Source organism: Mesorhizobium sp. LNHC221B00 (assembly GCF_000502935.1).
GTDB lineage: Bacteria > Pseudomonadota > Alphaproteobacteria > Rhizobiales > Rhizobiaceae > Mesorhizobium > Mesorhizobium opportunistum.
In genome coordinates, this window is record NZ_AYWR01000003.1 from 206,099 (window position 1) to 223,952 (window position 17,854).

The 17,854-nt window shown below is 59.1% G+C and carries 18 protein-coding genes; 3 read left to right on the top strand and 15 right to left on the bottom strand.

What is annotated here, in order from left to right; genetic code table 11:
• Positions 1 to 33 precede the first annotated feature (33 nt).
• The 5 genes from X741_RS161085 to X741_RS0134065 form a co-directional block, all read right to left on the bottom strand.
• On the bottom strand, positions 34 to 987 hold the full coding sequence (locus tag X741_RS161085) for a sugar ABC transporter substrate-binding protein (RefSeq protein ID WP_023776505.1): 954 nt from the start codon (positions 985 to 987) through the stop codon (positions 34 to 36).
• Between the two features lie 340 nt (positions 988 to 1,327).
• The gene (locus X741_RS161080; protein WP_023776506.1) at positions 1,328 to 2,398 is read right to left on the bottom strand and encodes a zinc-binding dehydrogenase; all 1,071 of its coding nucleotides are present in this window, start codon (positions 2,396 to 2,398) and stop codon (positions 1,328 to 1,330) included.
• 88 nt (positions 2,399 to 2,486) lie between these two features.
• The gene (locus X741_RS161075) at positions 2,487 to 3,287 is read right to left on the bottom strand and encodes an SDR family oxidoreductase (protein ID WP_023776507.1); all 801 of its coding nucleotides are present in this window, start codon (positions 3,285 to 3,287) and stop codon (positions 2,487 to 2,489) included.
• A gap of 23 nt (positions 3,288 to 3,310) precedes the next feature.
• Positions 3,311 to 4,093 (bottom strand): SDR family oxidoreductase, encoded by a 783-nt coding sequence (locus X741_RS161070; protein ID WP_023776508.1) that lies wholly within the window; start codon positions 4,091 to 4,093, stop codon positions 3,311 to 3,313.
• Between the two features lie 46 nt (positions 4,094 to 4,139).
• Entirely contained in the window at positions 4,140 to 4,532 is a 393-nt protein-coding gene (locus X741_RS0134065; protein WP_051410396.1) for a Dabb family protein, read from the bottom strand.
• A gap of 108 nt (positions 4,533 to 4,640) precedes the next feature.
• Between X741_RS0134065 and X741_RS161065 the strand changes: the two genes are divergently transcribed.
• Complete coding sequence (locus X741_RS161065) at positions 4,641 to 5,555, top strand: LysR family transcriptional regulator (RefSeq protein WP_023776510.1); 915 nt, start codon at positions 4,641 to 4,643, stop codon at positions 5,553 to 5,555.
• 50 nt (positions 5,556 to 5,605) lie between these two features.
• Here the strand turns inward: X741_RS161065 and pcaF are convergent, their stop codons facing one another.
• The 9 genes from pcaF to X741_RS161020 form a co-directional block, all read right to left on the bottom strand.
• On the bottom strand, positions 5,606 to 6,805 hold the full coding sequence (gene pcaF / locus X741_RS161060; RefSeq protein ID WP_023776511.1) for a 3-oxoadipyl-CoA thiolase: 1,200 nt from the start codon (positions 6,803 to 6,805) through the stop codon (positions 5,606 to 5,608).
• A 1-nt stretch (position 6,806) separates the two neighbouring features.
• Positions 6,807 to 7,475: a 3-oxoacid CoA-transferase subunit B gene (locus X741_RS161055; protein ID WP_023776512.1), complete on the bottom strand. Its 669-nt coding sequence runs from the start codon at positions 7,473 to 7,475 to the stop codon at positions 6,807 to 6,809.
• Complete coding sequence (locus X741_RS161050) at positions 7,472 to 8,206, bottom strand: 3-oxoacid CoA-transferase subunit A (protein ID WP_023776513.1); 735 nt, start codon at positions 8,204 to 8,206, stop codon at positions 7,472 to 7,474. Before X741_RS161050 ends, X741_RS161055 begins: the two co-directional genes overlap by 4 nt.
• Before the next feature lie 62 nt (positions 8,207 to 8,268).
• Positions 8,269 to 9,327 (bottom strand): maleylacetate reductase, encoded by a 1,059-nt coding sequence (locus X741_RS161045; protein WP_023776514.1) that lies wholly within the window; start codon positions 9,325 to 9,327, stop codon positions 8,269 to 8,271.
• A gap of 15 nt (positions 9,328 to 9,342) precedes the next feature.
• Positions 9,343 to 9,630, bottom strand: a complete 288-nt coding sequence (locus X741_RS161040) for a YciI family protein (RefSeq protein WP_023776515.1) — start codon at positions 9,628 to 9,630, stop codon at positions 9,343 to 9,345.
• Between the two features lie 25 nt (positions 9,631 to 9,655).
• Positions 9,656 to 10,378, bottom strand: a complete 723-nt coding sequence (locus X741_RS161035) for an SDR family oxidoreductase (protein WP_023776516.1) — start codon at positions 10,376 to 10,378, stop codon at positions 9,656 to 9,658.
• 32 nt (positions 10,379 to 10,410) lie between these two features.
• Positions 10,411 to 11,418 carry an ABC transporter permease gene (locus tag X741_RS161030; RefSeq protein WP_023776517.1) on the bottom strand — a complete coding sequence of 336 codons (1,008 nt, stop codon included), beginning with the start codon at positions 11,416 to 11,418 and terminating at the stop codon, positions 10,411 to 10,413.
• Entirely contained in the window at positions 11,415 to 12,968 is a 1,554-nt protein-coding gene (locus X741_RS161025) for a sugar ABC transporter ATP-binding protein (protein WP_051410397.1), read from the bottom strand. The genes X741_RS161030 and X741_RS161025 overlap by 4 nt, the downstream gene beginning before the upstream one ends.
• A 2-nt stretch (positions 12,969 to 12,970) precedes the next feature.
• A complete protein-coding gene (locus X741_RS161020) occupies positions 12,971 to 13,984 on the bottom strand; it encodes a sugar ABC transporter substrate-binding protein (RefSeq protein ID WP_156937837.1) in 1,014 nt (337 codons plus the stop codon).
• 296 nt (positions 13,985 to 14,280) lie between these two features.
• Between X741_RS161020 and X741_RS161015 the strand changes: the two genes are divergently transcribed.
• Positions 14,281 to 15,141, top strand: a complete 861-nt coding sequence (locus X741_RS161015; protein WP_198023930.1) for a sugar phosphate isomerase/epimerase — start codon at positions 14,281 to 14,283, stop codon at positions 15,139 to 15,141.
• 16 nt (positions 15,142 to 15,157) lie between these two features.
• On the opposite strand, the gene X741_RS161010 is transcribed toward X741_RS161015, so the two are convergent.
• Positions 15,158 to 16,189 (bottom strand): LacI family DNA-binding transcriptional regulator, encoded by a 1,032-nt coding sequence (locus X741_RS161010; RefSeq protein ID WP_023776521.1) that lies wholly within the window; start codon positions 16,187 to 16,189, stop codon positions 15,158 to 15,160.
• Positions 16,190 to 16,284: 95 nt separating this feature from the next.
• Here X741_RS161010 and X741_RS161005 point away from each other — a divergent pair, with 95 nt between their 5' ends.
• Positions 16,285 to 17,478: a phytanoyl-CoA dioxygenase family protein gene (locus tag X741_RS161005; RefSeq protein WP_023776522.1), complete on the top strand. Its 1,194-nt coding sequence runs from the start codon at positions 16,285 to 16,287 to the stop codon at positions 17,476 to 17,478.
• Positions 17,479 to 17,854 lie beyond the last annotated feature (376 nt).

Consider the following 17,854-nt stretch of genomic DNA (forward strand, 5'->3'; position numbering starts at 1 on the left):
GCCATGGCCTCCGCCGTTTTCGGTGGTGATTGCCTAGCGGTATTGCCCCGCAAGGGATTCAACCAACTTGATGTTGTCCTTGGTGACGAAGCCGGGTCCGGAGAGGACTGAGTTCGCGGGGACGACGCCATAGCGGAGGTAGTTGGTCAGAGTGATCACCGGCAGGTAGCCTTGCAGGAAGGGCTGCTGGTCAATGGCGAAGTTGATGACGCCATCCTTGATCGCCTTGGAGATGTCCGGGTTCAGGTCGAAAGTCGCGAAGAAGATGTTGCCCGCCATCCCGTTGTCCTTGAGAGCCTGGATGGTCGGTATCGCAGTCATCGGGCCAAGCGTGAGGACGGCGCCGGTATCGGGGTTGGCGGAGAGATAGGCCTTCACCCTGTTGGCGATTTCGGTTGCATCGGTGCCAGAATCAATCATCTGCTTGCCGAGCTCTACGCCAAGACCCTTCGCGAAGCCTTGGCAGCGCTGCTCGCCGGCGACGTTCGGAAAGAGACTGTTCACGCAGAGGAACGATTTGATGCCCGCGGCCTTGGCGCGTTCACCGGCGCCTTCACCCGCGTCGAACTCCGGTTGCCCGACGTGCAGAAGTGCCCCGAGCTTCTTCGACTGCTCCGCCGTTCCGGTGTTCATTGTCACCACCGGAATGCCCTTGGCAACCGCATCAGCGATGGGGCCACTGACAAGGTCGGCGTCCGGGATCGTTACGATTATACCGCTCGGCGCTTCTGCAGTGGTCTGCTGTATGATGCGAACCATGTCGGCAAGATCGCCGGTCGGCGGATTGCGAAATGTAACCTCCGCTCCAACTTCCTTGGCCGCCAAGCTGGCGCCGTTCTTCACAGTATTCCAGAAGGTCTCGCTATCGGGGGAATGTTCGATGAGAACGTATTTCTCGCCATCTGCATGAGCTGATACGCTCCAAGCGACGGTGGCGGCGACGGTAAATACGGCCGAAAGCAGTGCGTTCTTGAATGAAGATTTCATTGGATCCTCCCTGGTGGAAACTTGCTGTCGCTCTGCCAAACGGTGACTTGAAGCGACCTCCCCGTTGTCCGGGCCAGCTTGGCTGCCTTGGGTCCAACGTGCCTTCATTTATGCATCTAGCGGCAATCGGGATAAACCGGGCTATCGAGGAAACAGTCTTGCACCAGCTGCAAAAAGCTCATCGGTATTTAAATCATGACCTCCAGGTTCGTCTTCGTGCGAGCTGTAAATAAGCGAGTTGCGCAGAACGGCGCGCCGATACGCCGCGACGTCGGCTGTCAGCACCGCTGCTATTGGATGTGGAGCTCGACAGAGCGCCTAAGGAACGGCCAGTTCAGGATCAGGCGTTGAGATCGACGAGGATTTTCATTTTCGTGCCACTCGGGTCGAGCAGTGGTTCAAACCCTTTGTCGACGAGCTCATCCAGGGAAATAACCGCGTCAACCAGTTGGTCGACCGGAAGCCGCCCGCTTCCTATCATGGAGAACACTCGCGGCCAGAGCGAGGTCGGGTAGCAGAGCGAGCCCTGCAGCCGGATATCTCGCACAATGAGATCGAAAGGCGAGATCTCCACCTTGCTGTTTGTGAGGCCGATCAACACCACTGTGCCCTGCGGTCGGACCGCCGATAAACAGTCTGAGATTGCGCGCGGACTCCCAGCGCATTCAATGGCGGCGTCGCAACCGAGACCTTCGAACGTTTCTCTGCTGATCGACGACGCGAGAGAGGATTGCGTCGGGTCGATCGTCGTTACCGGAACGCCAAGGTTTTCGATGCGCCGGCGCCTTGCTGAATTTGGTTCACTCAGGAAGATCTTCGCTGCTCCGGCGGCATGGGCCGCCAGAACCGTGAGCGCGCCGATAGGCCCGCCACCCGTGATCAGAACCGATCCGCCGGGCACCAGCCCACTGCGATCAACCGCGGTCACCGCTACCGCGGCGGGTTCTACCAAAGCGCCTTGTTGAAACGTCAACTTGTCGGGCATTTTAACGGTGGCATAGCCCTTCATCACCGCAAATTGCGCAAAACCGCCCCAAGGCCAGGTCAGCCCGGTGGCTGCCCCGCGCGTTCCCAGGAAATGCAATCCGCGAACGCCGAAATAGCCGTCAAGCGGCCCCATGTGAGGCTGAATGGATACGCGGTCGCCAGGCTTCAGATGCGTGATTTCATTGCCTACCTTCTCGACGACCGCGCTGAACTCATGCCCTAGGATTTGAGGGATAGAGGCGCCAGAGAAAGCGTTCGGCTGAGCGGAAATGAATATCGGACCGGCAGCGAATTCATGAAGGTCGGTCCCGCAGATTCCGCAGAGCTGGTTCCGAACGAGAACCTCGTCGGGAGCCAGCTCCGATGGCAATTCTATCTCCTCGATGCGAACATCTCCCTTCGCGTGAAACCGAGCTGCTTTCATATCAGACTACCTTCAATGAGTTCGCCGAGGTGCGGAGCCTGCGTTTCGAGTAACCTGGCAACGCGTAAAACGCCCCCGGCTACATCCGTCAAACAATCGACCGGATCGATCCCCCATCGACGCCCCAGACCGCCGAAGTCACGAAGCTTGCAAGGTCGGAAGCGAGGAACACGACAACGTTTGCGACCTCGTCGGGATCGCCTAGCCGCTGGAGTGGCAACTGACGAAGCTTCATCTCATGCTCCACGGCGGCTTGCGGCTCCATGTTGTGATACTTGCCCATTGTCTCGGCGAACCCACCTGGCTTCGTCCAGAACGGCGTCCAGATGGGACCCGGCGCCACTGCGTTGACACGGATCTTGGGGCCCTCCGCGCGAGCTAGCGCTTTGGTCAGCGAAAGCACTGCGGCCTTCGATACCGAATAATCGATCGGCACCGGTTCGGGTTGGCGGGCTAGATCCGATGCGTTGTTGATGATCACACCACCCTTTTCGCGAAGGATTGGCAATACTTTGCGAATGGCGCGGACGTAGCTCATGAAATTCAAGGCGAGGGTGGCATCCCAAGCTGCGTCATCGACGTCATCAAAGGAGCGGATCGCTCCTGACCCGACATTGTTCACCAGGATATCGATGCGGCCGCCAAAGGCGGCGAGCAAATCGTCCATGCCGTCGGACACGCCGCGCGCTGTCGAGAGGTCTCCTGCCGCGGTATGCACCGTGACTCCAAGAGCCCTGGCTGACTCGGCCACCTTCTGCATTTCGGTCTCATCAATATCCAGGATGCCGACGTGCGCACCTTCCTTCGCAAACGCGATGGCCGTGGACCGACCGATTCCGTTCGCGCCGCCAGTGATAAAGGCGACTTTACCCTTGAGACCAGTTTCCATTGCTCTTCCTCCCTATGGGCCGATCAGACCGAAGCGCCTTCGGCTCCCGTGCGAAAATCAAAGCCAGCCGTCAGACCACCGTCGGCGATCAGATCTGCACCCAAGATTGCGTGGGCCCCATCAGACAACAGGAACAGCGCTGCCCGAGCGACTTCGATCGCCTCCAGAATTTTCCCCTCGGGCTGCCTGTTCGAGCGGGTCGCCAGGAATTTGTCGCCATCGATGGCGGATTCCAAGTGTCGCTTGAACAGTCCAGCCATCATAGGACCGGGGCTGAGAACGTTAATGCGAACCCCTGCGCGGGCATGGTCCAGGGCTGCAGTTCGGGCAAGTTGCCTCACCGCAGCTTTGGTTGCGTTGTAGACAGCCAGTTGCTGTTCGGCCAGTCCAGCATTTACCGATGCCACCGCCACCACTGACCCCCCTCTCTTCTCCATCAGCGGGATCAATGTGGCCATTGCAAGCGCAGTGCCGGTGACGTTGACGTCCATTGCACGCGCGATAATCTCTGGGGTGGTGTTCGGGATGAAGCCGGTGTCGAGGATCGCTGCCGAGGTAACTAGACCCAGCCTCCCGGAGCCAGCGGAATTTATCGCATCTTGCACCTTTGCCCAGGTGGTCTGGCTGGAAACTGAACCCGTAACCTGGGCGTAGCCTTCACGATCAGACAATGTGGACGACGTCAGATCCACTCCGACGACCTTCGACCCACAATCCAGCAGCAAAGTCGCGATCTCACTTCCAAGGCCGGACCCCGTGCCGGTAACGACGACTATGTCGGGCAATCCGAAAGTGACCGTTGGCATTTGGGGCTCCTCCAATCTTGGAACGACGATCGAGTAGGGTTCAGGCCTATCCGACGGCGGTATGCGACGCTCGCCCAGACGACGAAGCGACTGCTTCTGCGTCCTGGACGTAGTCAACCTGGTGCCTGGCGATACGCATACCCTCCAACTCATCTCGGACTTTCAGATGAGCTGGGTGGGCGGCGTATGCAGCGAGTGCTTCCTTGCTAGTGAACTCGGAATAAAGGACTACATCGCAGGCGTAGGATACGCGGCTGAAGTCCACACCGATCTCCAGGTGGAGGAGGCCGGGAATGAGGTCCCTTAGGCCCTCGAACCCCGATTTTATTGCGGCAGCAACCTGATCTTTCTCGGTCGCATTTGCGCCGGCAACGTTCCACATGACGATGTGCTTTATACAGCCGCCAACAGTTCGGTTTTCAATGCTGGGCAGACCCATCCGATCCTCTCAGGCGTGCGACAACTGATTATCGTTAGCAGGAATTGCATTTGCCGCAGAGACGATAAAGAGTGCCGTCGAGGAAACACCTTCCCGCTGGGCGCAAAAATGGATCGCTGGACTGAATTGGACGTGTTCGTAAGGATCGCGGAAGAAGCGAGCCTCACTCGAGCAGGAGAGGTGCTCGGAATGTCTATTTCGAGCGTGAGCCGCTATCTGATGAACTTGGAGACACGCCTCGGCGTTCGCCTCGTGCAGCGATCCACCCGCCAATTGAGTCTCACAAGCGAAGGTGAGCAGTTCTACGGGCAGGCACGGGAAATCATGCATAGCCTTCTCGACGCCGAAGCAAATGTGTCAGCAAAAGCGGCCAGCCCGAATGGTCGGCTGCGGGTCGGAGCCTCTCTTTCATTTTCCCTGCTGCATCTGATGCCTATCGTGCAACAGTTTCGCGATCGATACCCCAACGTCATTATCGATATCGTGTCCTCTAACCGATACTATGACATCGTGGAGAATGGCCTCGATCTCGCAATCAGAACGCGCCGTGTCGAAGCGGACAGTTCCATTACAATCAGGCGCCTTGCCGAGACGCGGCGTCTTTTGGCGGCATCTCCAGCCTACTTGGAGCGTCGTGGCACTCCCCGCCATCCCAGTGATTTGGCCCAGCACGATCTCATTCTCTACACACTCGCCGACAACTGGAACCAATTCAATTTCCGCAAGGGCGACGATCAGGTCAGAATCGACGTGGACGGCATCATCAATGCAAATGATGGCCAGTTGATCTGTGTGGCTGCGCGAAACGGCTTGGGGATTCTGGCCCAGCCAGCCTACATCATACAGGCCGATCTTGACGCCGGGCGCCTCGTCAGGGTTCTGGATGATTGGGACTTGCCCCGCCTTACCATGAATATTGCGTTTCCTACGAAGGTCATGCTTCCAACACGAACCCGCTTGTTCATAGATTTCCTGGTGGAACGCTTCCGCGTCGGCGAATACGAAAGAATCTGGACGAGCTAAGCCGTCTCGGCTCGCAGCATCGCACAAACGGTGGCATTGGTGGCAGTTGCTTATGCTCTCTCCAATGCCACGGCAATTCCCTGTCCGACACCGACGCACATGGTAGCGAGTGCGCGCCTGCCCCCCGATAGCGACATTTCGATCGCCGCCGTGCCGGCAATGCGGGCGCCCGACATGCCCAAGGGATGACCAAGTGCGATCGCACCGCCATTGCGGTTAACCCGATCATCATTCAGAGCTACCCCTAGCTCTCGAAGCGTCGCTAGGCCTTGCGAGGCGAAGGCCTCGTTGAGTTCGATGACGTCGAAATCGTCCGCTATCAAGCCCAAGCGGCTCATCAACTTCTGAGATGCGGGTGAGGGCCCAATACCCATGATCCGCGGCGCAACGCCTGTGGTAGCGCCGGCGACGATGCGAGCAATCGGCGTCAAACCATTCTTCTTGGCGGCAGTCTCGGTTGCAATGATCAAGGCCGCGGCGCCGTCGTTTACTCCTGAAGAGTTGCCTGCTGTTACGCTGCCACCGTCGAAGAGCGGCTTCAGCTTGGAAAGCGTTTCGAAGGTCGTGGCACGAGGGTGTTCGTCTCGGTCGACGATCAGGGGATCGCCCTTGCGCTGAGGAACGACAACAGGGGTGATTTCACGTGCCAGGCGCCCGCTGGACTGAGCGTTTGCCGCCTTTTTTTGAGAAGCGAGCGCAAACAGGTCTTGATCCTCCCGGCTGACCCCGAAATCGTCCGCAACGTTCTGGCCAGTCTGCGGCATCGAGTCGACACCATAGCGCGCCGCCATCGCTGGATTGACGAAGCGCCAACCGATAGTCGTGTCGTGGACCTCTGCATGTCGAGAGAATGCCGTTTCAGCTTTGGGCAATACGAAGGGCGCCCGCGACATGGATTCGACGCCCCCTGCGATCACAAGGTCTGCTTCACCTGCCTTGATAGCGCGGGCCGCAGTAATCACAGCATCCATGCCTGAGCCGCAGAGGCGGTTCATCGTCGTTCCAGGCACGGTTTCAGGTAGTCCGGCTAACAGCAACGACATTCTGGCGACGTTGCGATTGTCTTCGCCGGCTTGGTTTGCGCAGCCGAATATCACCTCATCCACCGCTTGCCAGTCGAGGGACGCGTGCCGCTTCATCAGTTCCCTCAGCGGAACGGCTCCGAGATCGTCAGCTCGCACCGACGAAAGCATGCCGCCGAAGCGGCCGATCGGCGTGCGGATGTAGTCGCAGATAAACGCTTCGCTCATGTCAAACATCCGGAACGATAAGGTCGGCAACCGCGCCGACAACGTGCAATTCAGCGCCAGTCAGTGCTTGCAATTCGTCGAGTGAAATAGACGACAGTTTCTCACGAAGCACGAAGTGCGCGTCCTCGATATCGATCAATGCCAAGCTGGTGTAGATGCGTGTCACGCACCGGATGCCGGTGAGCGGCAGAGTGCATCGCTTGACGAGTTTGGCCTTACCGTCCTTCGTGATGTGGTCTGTAATCACTGCTACCCGTTTGGCGCCGTGGACCAGGTCCATGGCCCCGCCGACGGCGGGGACGCCGTTTGGCCCGGTCGACCAATTTGCCAAGTCGCCATTCTCAGCCACTTCGTAGGCACCGAGGATAGCGACATCGAGATGTCCCCCACGAACCATTGCGAAGCTGTCGGCATGATGGAAGAAGGCGGTCCCTGGGCTCAGTGTCACTGCCTTCTTACCAGCATTGATCAGATCCCAGTCTTCTTGTCCGGCTGCAGGAGCTTCGCCGAAGCCCAGGATTCCATTCTCGGTATGAAAGATCGCTTGTCGTCCGGGCGGCTGGAAGCGCGCGACGAGCTCAGGGAGCCCGATACCGAGGTTGACGTATGCGCCATCAGCTATGTCCTGGGCAGCGCGCCACGCAATCTGAGTGGGGTTCAATTTGTTCATTGGAGCATCTCCGGGTAGACAGCATTTGCCCGGTTAAGAGTCTCTTCTTGCGCCGGCTCCGCGACCTCCACGAGGCCCCGCACAAAGATGCCGGGAGTCACGACGGTCTCCGGGTCGAGATCTCCGGGGCGAACAATGCAGGACACCTGGGCTATCGCCGTCTGGGCAGCCATACACATCAGCGGATTAAAGTTGCGCGCGGCTTTATTGAAGGTGAGGTTGCCAAACGTGTCGCCAAGATGCGCTTTTACCAACGCGAAGTCGGCCTTCAGCCAACGCTCCCTTATGTAGGGGCGGCCCTCGAACTCCTCCACCGGCTTGCCCTTCGCAAGGTCCGTTCCGTATCCCGTCGGCGTATAGAATGCGGGGATTCCGGCACCTCCCGCGCGAATGCGCTCCGCGAGTGTCCCCTGCGGAACGAGTTCGAGTTCGATCTTGCCAGCCATATAGAGGTCCGTGAAAACGCGCGGATCGGCCGACCTCGGGAACGAACAGATCAGCTTGGAAACCATCCCCTGCTCGATCAGGGCCGCGAGCCCAACATGCCCGTTCCCTGCGTTGTTGTTCACAACGGTCAAGTTCGTCGGATGACCAGTTTGCAGGAAACGGTCGATCAAGGCGTGGATCAGTTCGATTGGTGCCCCGGACCCTCCGAAGCCGCCGATCATCACCGTCATGCCGTCTTCAATACCACTCACGGCTTCGCGAAGAGACGCGATAGTCTTGTCCATACCAACTCCTCTTGGACCGGCCTTGCTCTCGCGAAGGCGAGGAAGTATCCGCCCACAATTTTTCAAGCCTGTGGTGGTTCTCCGGCATAGGCCCGGGCGATTAGTTCCCTGATTGGCTCGCGCTCCAGGGCACGGGGGTTCCAATACGGGTTTGCGAGCGCACGGTCCGTTGCGATGTCGATCCCGCTCTGCGGCATGCCGATGTCCGAAAGTGCACGTTTGGCCCCAATCTGTCCGGCGAGGTCATAGAGGGCCATCGCGGGATCGGCCTTCAGAACGGCACGCAAACTGTCGATCACCGTCGGAATGGCAGGAGCGTTGTAGGCTAGCGCATGCGGCAACACGATCGTATGGGTCTCCGCATGTGGCAGGTCAAAGGTGCCTCCCAGAGTGTGGCAAAGCTTGTGATGCAGCGCCATTCCAACTGAGCCGAGACATATGCCACAGAGCCAGGCGCCATAGAGCGCTTTCCACCGCGCCTCCGGATCCTGCGGCCTTAGCGCGATAACCGGCAAAGAGTCGGCAAGAGCACCAATCGCTTCTTTCGCCATCAAGCTGACTACGGGGTTGCTTTCCCGCGCATAAAGAGCCTCAACCGCGTGAGCGATCGCGTTCATCCCGCTTGTTCCGGACATAGCGGCGGGAAGTGTCATCGTGAGTTCCACGTCATAGATGACAACCTCGGGCAGAACCTTCGGGCTCGACTGAGTAATCTTCGCGCCGTCCTTGGTTTCACCCAGGATCGGGGTCATCTCCGAACCGGCATAGGTTGTTGGGGCTACGATCTGCGGCAAGTCGGTCCGCAGCGCGATTGCTTTGGCGAGCCCCGTTGTTGAACCGCCTCCAACTGCAACCAGGCCGTCGACATCGAGCTCGGCCACCACGCGCATCGCGTCTTCCGTGACCGAAACAGGCGTATGCATTGTCGCCTTTGCATAGACGGCAGCCGCCCGCTCCCCGATTGACTTGGCAAGGCGAAAGGCATCCGCCTCCTGCGGCGGCGTCGCCAGCACGAGCACACGTTGCAAACCCATTCGTTCGACCTCTTCCGACAGTGTCGAGATCGTTCCGAAACCGAAGATCACTCGGGCGGGTTGGCCGTTATAGACGAAGGTCTTCATTGTCATTCTTTCGCGTCAGAGGCGGTTGTCCACACGCATCAGAAAGGGATGGATGTTCACGCTCTGCCAGACATTGGCCGAGGCGAAAGGATCTGCAGCATTGAAGGCCGTTACGTCATCGATACTGTTGGCCGAGAAAACGAAGAGTGATCCGATCATGGTCACACCGTCCTCCGCGACCAGCGGTCCAGAAATCACGGTCGCAATGGAGCCGCTCGCAAGATAGGCCTTGTGCGCGTCGTAATTTGCCAGACGCCGCGGAAGTGCGTCTGGATGGTCAAGGCAGTGAACGACAAAAAGCAACGTGTATCTCCCGATCTTCGAGGCCCTATGGCGCAGTGTAGCCGCCATCAATGACGAGCTCGGCGCCAGTCATGAAGCTGGATTCGTCACTGGCCAGGAACAATGCGCCGTGGGCGATTTCCTCCGGCCTCCCGAGCCGCTTCATGGGAGTGATATTGACGATGGCGGCCGTGATGCTCGAATCCTGGGCGTCGATCATCGGCGTGCTGACAATCCCTGGGTGGATTGAATTGACGCGTATACCGTTACCCACATACGTCAGGGCAGCGTTCTTACTCATATGCCTGACGGCGGCCTTGGACGCGGTATAAGCGGACACGCCTGCCGCTCCGGCTATCCCCCAGATCGAGGACGTGTTGACAATTGACCCACCGCCATTTGCCTTCATGTGGGGGATGACGACTTTCATTCCGTAGAATGGGCCAGTCTGATTGATGGCAATGACTTTGTTCCAGTCGTCAATAGCGATCTCTGCGATCCCGTCGTAGGACAGAACCGTCCCCGCATTGTTGAACAGGATATCGATCCTGCCATCCTCACCGATGATGGCTTCCACTACGGCGGTCCAATTCTCAAAATCCGTAACGTCGAGCTTGTGGCGAACCACGTTCTTGCTGGTGAGCTCCTCATCGAAGCTGAGATCGCATGCGTGAACCTTCGCGCCTTCCCTCTCAAACAGCTCCACCGTAGCCTTGCCTATGCCTCGTGCTCCGCCGGTTATGAGTGCCACCTTATTTCTCAGACGCATCGTCTTTCTCCCGTGTCGTGCCCTTGGCCGTTTCAATTTGCCTTGTCTGCTCCGCTTATTTTGCTGATGAAGAGCGCAATGAGGATGATCCCGCCCGTCGTGGCATTAATCCAATACGCGGGGACTTGGGACAGGACCAACACGTCCTGGATCAGAACCAGCAGAAGCACCCCTCCACACGCGCCAGCGATCGTGCCGCGGCCGCCGTTCAAGCTTACTCCGCCCAAAACGGCAGCTGCGAACGCATTGAAGATCAGGTTCTGTCCGAGAGACGACGGGATTGACGCAATTCGTCCTGCCTGCAGCAACCCTGCCAGCGCCGCGAGCATGCCGGCTACCACGAATACGCCCATCAGAATCCGCTCCACCGGGATACCCGCGACGCGAGCTGCCTGGGGGTTGCCGCCAACCGCGTAGAGCATCCTGCCAATCCTGTGGCGGGACATGAAGACAGTGAGGATGACCAGCAAGCCGAGGGCGACCAAAAAGGAGACTGGCGCCCCCAGAACAGTAGCTTCACCAGGATAGGTCAGAAGCGAAGGCAAATCAGAAAGGGTTTCACCACGTGTCAACCCGAGGCTTATGCCGCGCAGCAGGATCAAAGTGGCCAAGGTGGCGATGAACGCGTTGAATTTGAGATAGACTACCAAGATGCCGTTGAATGCACCGATCAGTGCGCCTGTCAGGAAGATCGTGACAAGCGCCAAGAACGGGGAGTCTGCGAGATTCAGGCCACTACCGCCTGCGTCGAGAAGGCAATAGACTCCGACCATCGGCGCTAGTCCAAAAGTGGATTCAAGCGACAAGTCGAACTTGCCTGCAATGAGAACCACGGTCAGGCCCATGGTGAGAATTCCAAGCTCACTGGCCTGCTGCACCACGCCATAGAAATTGTCGTAAGAAAGGAAGGCCGAATTCAGCGCTGCACCGACGATAATGACGACGACCAGGACTGGTAGGATAGCCCATTCCGGTTGAAGCAGATCGCTCAGAACCCATTCTGGCGCGACCGCGCCTGCGGTGATTGGGCTGTGGGTCATGACACCTCCGGAGACAGATGGAACCCTTCCATTGCGGACACGAGCTCTTCCTCGCTCATCCCGCTTTTTTCGATGACTTTTCTCCCGCGAACCCAGACTTGCACGCGATCGCAGAATGCAAGTTCCTCAGGTTCGTCGCTGACGAGGACAACGGCCAATCCATCCCGACGGCGCCGTTCAACAATCTCGAGGATGGTGGCCTTCGAGGCAATGTCGACGCCGGCCGTTGGGTGAAGGAGGATCAGCACGGATGGGCTGCTGCTGAGAGCTGAGCCCAGCAACACCTTTTGCTGGTTACCGCCACTCAATTCTCCAACACCTTGCTTTATGGAATGACAGACAATTCCGAGATCTGCACGATTGTCTTCCGCAAATTTTCTGCGAGCCCGCCGGTCAATGAGAACACGCTTCGAAAATGCCTTAAGGGACGGCAACGTGATGTTGTCCTCAATGGACATTGATCCCACGAGGCCGGTCTTGATGCGATCCTCTGGCAAAAGCGCCACGCCATGTTCGACCGCTGTCCCGGGATTCCAAGGCTTGGGCACGCTTTTGCCGTTCAGCACTATCTCGCCCGACCACTTCGAAATGTGTCCCGCCAGTGCGAGCGCCATATGGCGAGAACCTGAGCCGGAATGTCCGGCGAATCCGACGACCTCGCCGGCGCGGAGCGAGAGATTCAGTGCGTCCTGGCAAGCGTCCACCTTAACTCGCGCCCTGAGAACAACGGGCGTATCGGGGGGCAGCGCCGGCCGCGCTACATGTTCACTGGCGGTTAGAGCGATGCCTGTCGCCTCATCACCTACCATGGCAGACACGATCTGCGCAGTAGAGAGCTTTTGCGCGCCTCCATTCAGAACATCACGACCGTTACGGAGCACAGTCACGGCGTCACACACTCGCGGCACCTCATCCAAGTGATGCGAGATAAAAAGGAAGGTCACCCCTCGCTCTCGCAGCTCATTGACCCGCGATATCAATTGATCGATCTCGCTTGCGATAAGCTGAGCAGTCGGTTCATCGAGGATAACGAACCGCGACCCTTGGTTGAGGGCGCGCGCTATCTCCACCATTTGTGCTTCCCCGACACCGAGGTCTCTGACCTGGGTAGTGGGGAGGATGGGAATGTTCCAACTCTCCAGGGCCGCTGCGGCTTCCTGGTTCAAAGCGCGCCAGGAAATCATCCGTTTGCCTTGATATCGCCCAAGGTAGAGGTTCTCGGCGACGCTGAGGTCGGGAACGAGAGTTCGATGCTGATAGACGCAGGCAACCGCCTCACGCCACGCGTTTCGATCGCTCAGCGCCGGTGGCGCTGAGCCGTTCAGCAGGAAGGTCCCGGAATCGATCGCCCTCAAGCCCGTGAGGATTGATACGAGCGTAGATTTCCCCGCGCCATTGCGGCCGATGAGGCCATGCGACTCGCCCCGTCTAATCTCGATGGACAACCCATTGAGAGCGGTGGTCCCGCCGAAGCGTTTGACGGCGCCGTCGATCTTGACGATCTGCTCGGACATCGCCAACGCCTTCGAATATTCGGGGCGAGCGGCCATGACTACTTCGCGTTGCCCCAGAGGGTCTTGTCGTCGACATTCGCATTGGTGATAATCGGCGATGGCAGTTCGTCGACGAAATACGCGCCGTCCTTCACCACCGTGCTGCTGTGATCGGTTGGGCCTTCTTTCATCGGCTTTCCGTCAAGAGCAGCTTTGAGATAGTCGACGCCGTGCTTGGCGTAGTCCACAACAGGTTGAGAAATGGTGGCGTCCAGGAAGCCCTTGCGGATTGCCTTCAGGGCACCCGAGCCACCGTCGATCGCGACCATGGCTATGTGACCCGATTGGCCAGCCGGAACGAGGCGGCTACGGGACTTCAATGCCGAAGAGACCGGATCATAGTAGAGTGTGTCCGTCGCCAGATAGATGCCGGCGATGTCAGGATTGCCGCTCATGACGGTGAGCGCAACGTTCGCGCTTGTCGGACCGTCCCAGTTGGCGGTCTGTTCAATGATCTTTGCGTCTGAGGCTTTTTTGAAGGCCTTGTCGAAGCCGTCCTTGCGATTGCGGCCGTTGGTGGTTGTCAACGCGCCGGTAATTTGCAGGACCGTGCCCTTCTTGTTGCCCATGGCGGCGGTAAGAGCTTCTGCTGCGCGAGCTCCCATCTCGAGATTGTCGGCACGCACAACTGCGTAGACCTCGCCGGCTGCAGGCTTGTCGTCGACGATGACCACCGGAACCTTGTGGCTCTTTGCGTAGTCGAGCGCTGGCTTGATAGCAGCGCGATCCACGACGCCGGCCAGGATCACGTTTGCGCCAGCACTGATCAGGTTGCGGAAATCCGTCACCTGCTGGCTCGCGTCCCTGTTTGCGTTCGTTGTTTGCACGACCTCTCCGCCGACCGTTTTGGCCTCATCGGTGGCTGCGTTCACCAGAACGGTGAAAAACGGAGTGTTCAGCGTAGGCATCGAGAGACCGAGCTTCATTTTCTCGGCCGCATAACCTTGCGACGCAAACGCGGCCGCCGAGACGAAGACCGTCGTGGCGAGCATTGATTTGAGTAGTTTATTCACAATCTACCTCCCTTGATGGCTCTCGATTCATGCCATTCCCATCGGACGGGATAAAGGCGAGCCACAGGGAAACAGTCTTGCATCCGGCGCAATAAACTTGAGAGCTGATTCTGTCTCTCGGGGCTACGGCCCAGATCTAGCGCGGGTTCTTCGGGATGCCCAAAGGCGCTGCCTTATTGCGATAGCTGCAAAAGTGTTTCTTAAACAGCTTACTTTCTTTCGCCAAGCGGCATGATATTGACTTGAGCAGACTGGCCGGGGGCGCGCGGCTCATAACTAATAGGATAGCAAAGATCGTGGCTGAAGACGTCGAACTCTTGATCTCGTATTTCGCCCTTTCAGGCGACGTTTACCCTCTCGGCCCGGTCGAGATCAGCCCGTTTCCATTCAAGGACAGGGTGGAGGCGGCAGCGCGGGCCGGCTTCAAGGGCTTCGGGCTTCACTACGAGGACACGATGGCCACGCAGGGCAAGATTGGCTTTGCGGAAATGAAGCGCATCCTGAAGGCAAACGGGATGAAATATATCGAGATCGAGTTTTTGCTGAACTGGTATCGCAACGACGAGAAGCGCAAGGAATCCGACAAATTCCGCCGCCAGCTATTCGATGTCGCCGCGGAGCTCGGTATGCGGGATATCAAGATCGGTCCCGGCTTTCATGAACAGACCGCGGACGTTCCGCTTATGGCGGCTGAGTTCGCGAAGCTCTGCCAAGAAGCCTCCGTCTATGGCACAGATATCGTGCTGGAGATCATGCCGTGGTCGAATGTTCGCACGATCGAGACCGGCCTAGCCATTGTCAGCGAAGCCGATCAGCCGAACGGCGGCCTCCTGGTGGACATCTGGCACCTGGCACGCGGCGGAATTCCGTTCAGCGACATCCGCAAGATCCCTACTCGCTTCATCAAAGCGGTAGAGGTCGATGACGCACTGAAAGTGCCGCCGGTTGACGACCTCTGGGAAGACACTATCCACCATCGTGAACTCTGTGGTGAGGGAGAGCTCGATGTGCCGGCGTTCTTGCGAGAAATTCGAGCCGCTGGTTACAAGGGCGTCTACGGAACGGAAATCTTGTCGGCACGCCACCGCAAACTAGGGCTCGATGAAATGGCCAAGCGCGTTTTCGACAGCACCATGGCACAATTCGCGAAGCTATAGGTCGCCACCCGCAGGACTAAAGCTGCACCGCCTGCGGCACGTTGAAGGGCGTGATGACCTGGATATTGGCCATGCCCGAGACCGGTGATTTCGGCAGCAATCCATGCGCGCGCATCACATGCAGGCATGCGTTTCGCATGTCGTGACCGAGATCGTGATGCAAAACGGCGCTGATCCGTCCGTCGCGTAGAAGCGCGAGATTGTCAGCGTCGAGATCGTGGCCGATGAAACCTCGGCACGTGCGGCCCAGCGAGGCAAAGGCTTCGATGATCGCGCGATTACCGCCGCCGATCGAATAGACGCCGGCAATGTCGGGATTGGCTCGCAAGGCAGCCAGCGCGAGCATGCCGGTATTGCGGTCGAGGCCATGGCCCTCACTGACTTCGACGATGCCCAGAGCGGGATAACGCTCGCGAAGCGCTTGCCTGAACCCGATCTCGCGTTCCTCCTCGCCGCGAAACCGGTTGCTGGAGATGGTCACCAAGATGCGCGCCGGGCCGCCGCCGAGCCATTCGCCCAGGAGGTAGGCGGCCGTCTCGCCCGCCGCGCGGTTGTCCATTCCGACATAGGCTTGCCGTCCGGTGTCGGGAAGATCGGTCACCAGCGTCACCACCGGGATGGCGGCGCCGACAAGCCGCGCTGCCGCGGCCCTCACCGCCGGGACATCAGGCGCTTTGAGGAACACGCCATTGCTGCCCCGGCACTGCAGGGCGTCGATGATCCCGACGGTATTCTCGACATTGCGGGTCTCGGCGAGATGATAGCGGGCGCGAAAAATTGCCGGCTGCAAGGACGGCATCGCCTGCTCCAGCCCCTGGCGAACCGCCTCGCTGAAGCGGCCGGGAGCCTCCATGACGACGTCGAGGACGAACTTGCGGCCGGCAAGGCCGATCTGATCACGCTGCTGCTCGAGCTCGCCGATGGCCTGCTTCACCCGCCGCACAGTGTGCTCGCGCACGCCTGGCCGGTCGTTCAGCACGCGATCGACGGTGGCGAGGCTGAGCCCGGCCTGGAGGGCGATATCCTTGAGAAGAAAGGCGCGCGACATATCCTGAGGTGTTTTTGAGGTGTTTACGAGGCAACAAGCACAGCAGACTGCTGTATACGGCAATCACAATCAGAACCGCAACAGGAGGATGCGTCATGAAGGCCGATAACCTAGCTAGGATCCGGTCCGCGAAGGTCTGGCTGACCAAGCAGCAATGCGACATCGAGGATTTTCGCGCACTCGTCGAGCAGAAGACGGACGCCGGCGACTATCCTTTCGCCATGAGCATCGAAAAGAACGTGCCGGTCTATGACGGCGACGCTGTGCGCACGGCGGTGGGCGATCCCGAAACCCGCAAGGCGCTGCTGGCCGAATGGGTCGAGGCACTGACGGACGGACCGGGCGTGGTGGCGTTCAAGAAGGCGTTTGCCGACACCGGCCCGATCGACGCCGCGACGGCGCTCTTCAACGACATGATCGCCGAGCAGCATGCCACCGGCACCGGCGGCGGCGACCATTTCGCTAAGCCAGGCGCCAATGACCGCATCTGGAATGCGCTCGAAAAGTTCTGTCTGCGCGATCCCGCCGCCTTCGCGGCCTATTACGGCAATGAGATCATCGCGCTGATCTCGGAAGCTTGGCTCGGCCCGGCCTATCAGATGACCTCGCAGATCAACTGCGTGAATCCCGGCGGCGCGGCCCAATCGCCGCATCGCGACTATCATCTGGGCTTCCAGACTCCCGAAGTGATCGAGCGCTATCCGGTTCATGTGCACAGGATCTCGCCGGTGCTGACGCTACAGGGGGCCGTCGCCCATTGTGATATGCCGCTGGAGAGCGGCCCGACGCTCTATCTGCCCTACTCGCAAGCCTATCTGCCGGGATACCTCGCCACCGGGCTGCCGCAGTTCAAGGCCTATTTCGCTGAGCATCACGTGCAACTCGCTCTGGAGAAGGGCGACGCAGCGTTCTTCAACCCGGCTTTGTTCCATGGAGCCGGCAACAACCGCTCCACCAATATCCGACGCATGGCCAACCTGCTGCAGGTGTCGTCGGGCTACGGCCGCGCGATGGAAAGCGTCGACCGCACTAGCATGAGCCGCGCGCTCTATCCCGCGATCCAGAAGATGCTGGCCACCGGCGCGATCTCGACAGCGGCGGTCATGAACGCGATCGCCTCGTCGGCGGAAGGCTACTCCTTCCCGACCAATCTCGATCGCGATCCGCCGATCGGCGGGCTAGCGCCGGAAACGCAGCAGGCGCTATTCCACCGCGCGCTCGAGGCCGGCTGGACACCGGAAGCATTTGGCGAGGCGCTGAACGAACAGGCCGCCAAGAAGCTGACGTGAAATACGGGGTAGTGCTGTTTCCATTAAGTCCTGGCCCGAGTGGAACAAACACATCACCAAAGCGCAGCTCGCCAGGCTGCGCCGGGTTCTGCTGCGCATTGCCGGCCACTCCTTAGTGTGATCCCGCTTAATCTAAAAGCAGCGTGGATTGGCTGTGACAGCGTATAAGGCTGCCAACTGAAACCGTTCTGCCTGGATAACGTCACCGACTTTGAAGAGCGGCGATTCCGACACGATGACCTCGCTCCTTCGCCAAGCTACTCATGCACCCTGTCCCTTGCTGAGAGGCTGGCCGTCCCAAGCCATAAGCGAGGTCGGCCGGACGGTCGTCACAATGTTACAAAAGGCTTGCTAAGTGACTGATTTCATTGAACTC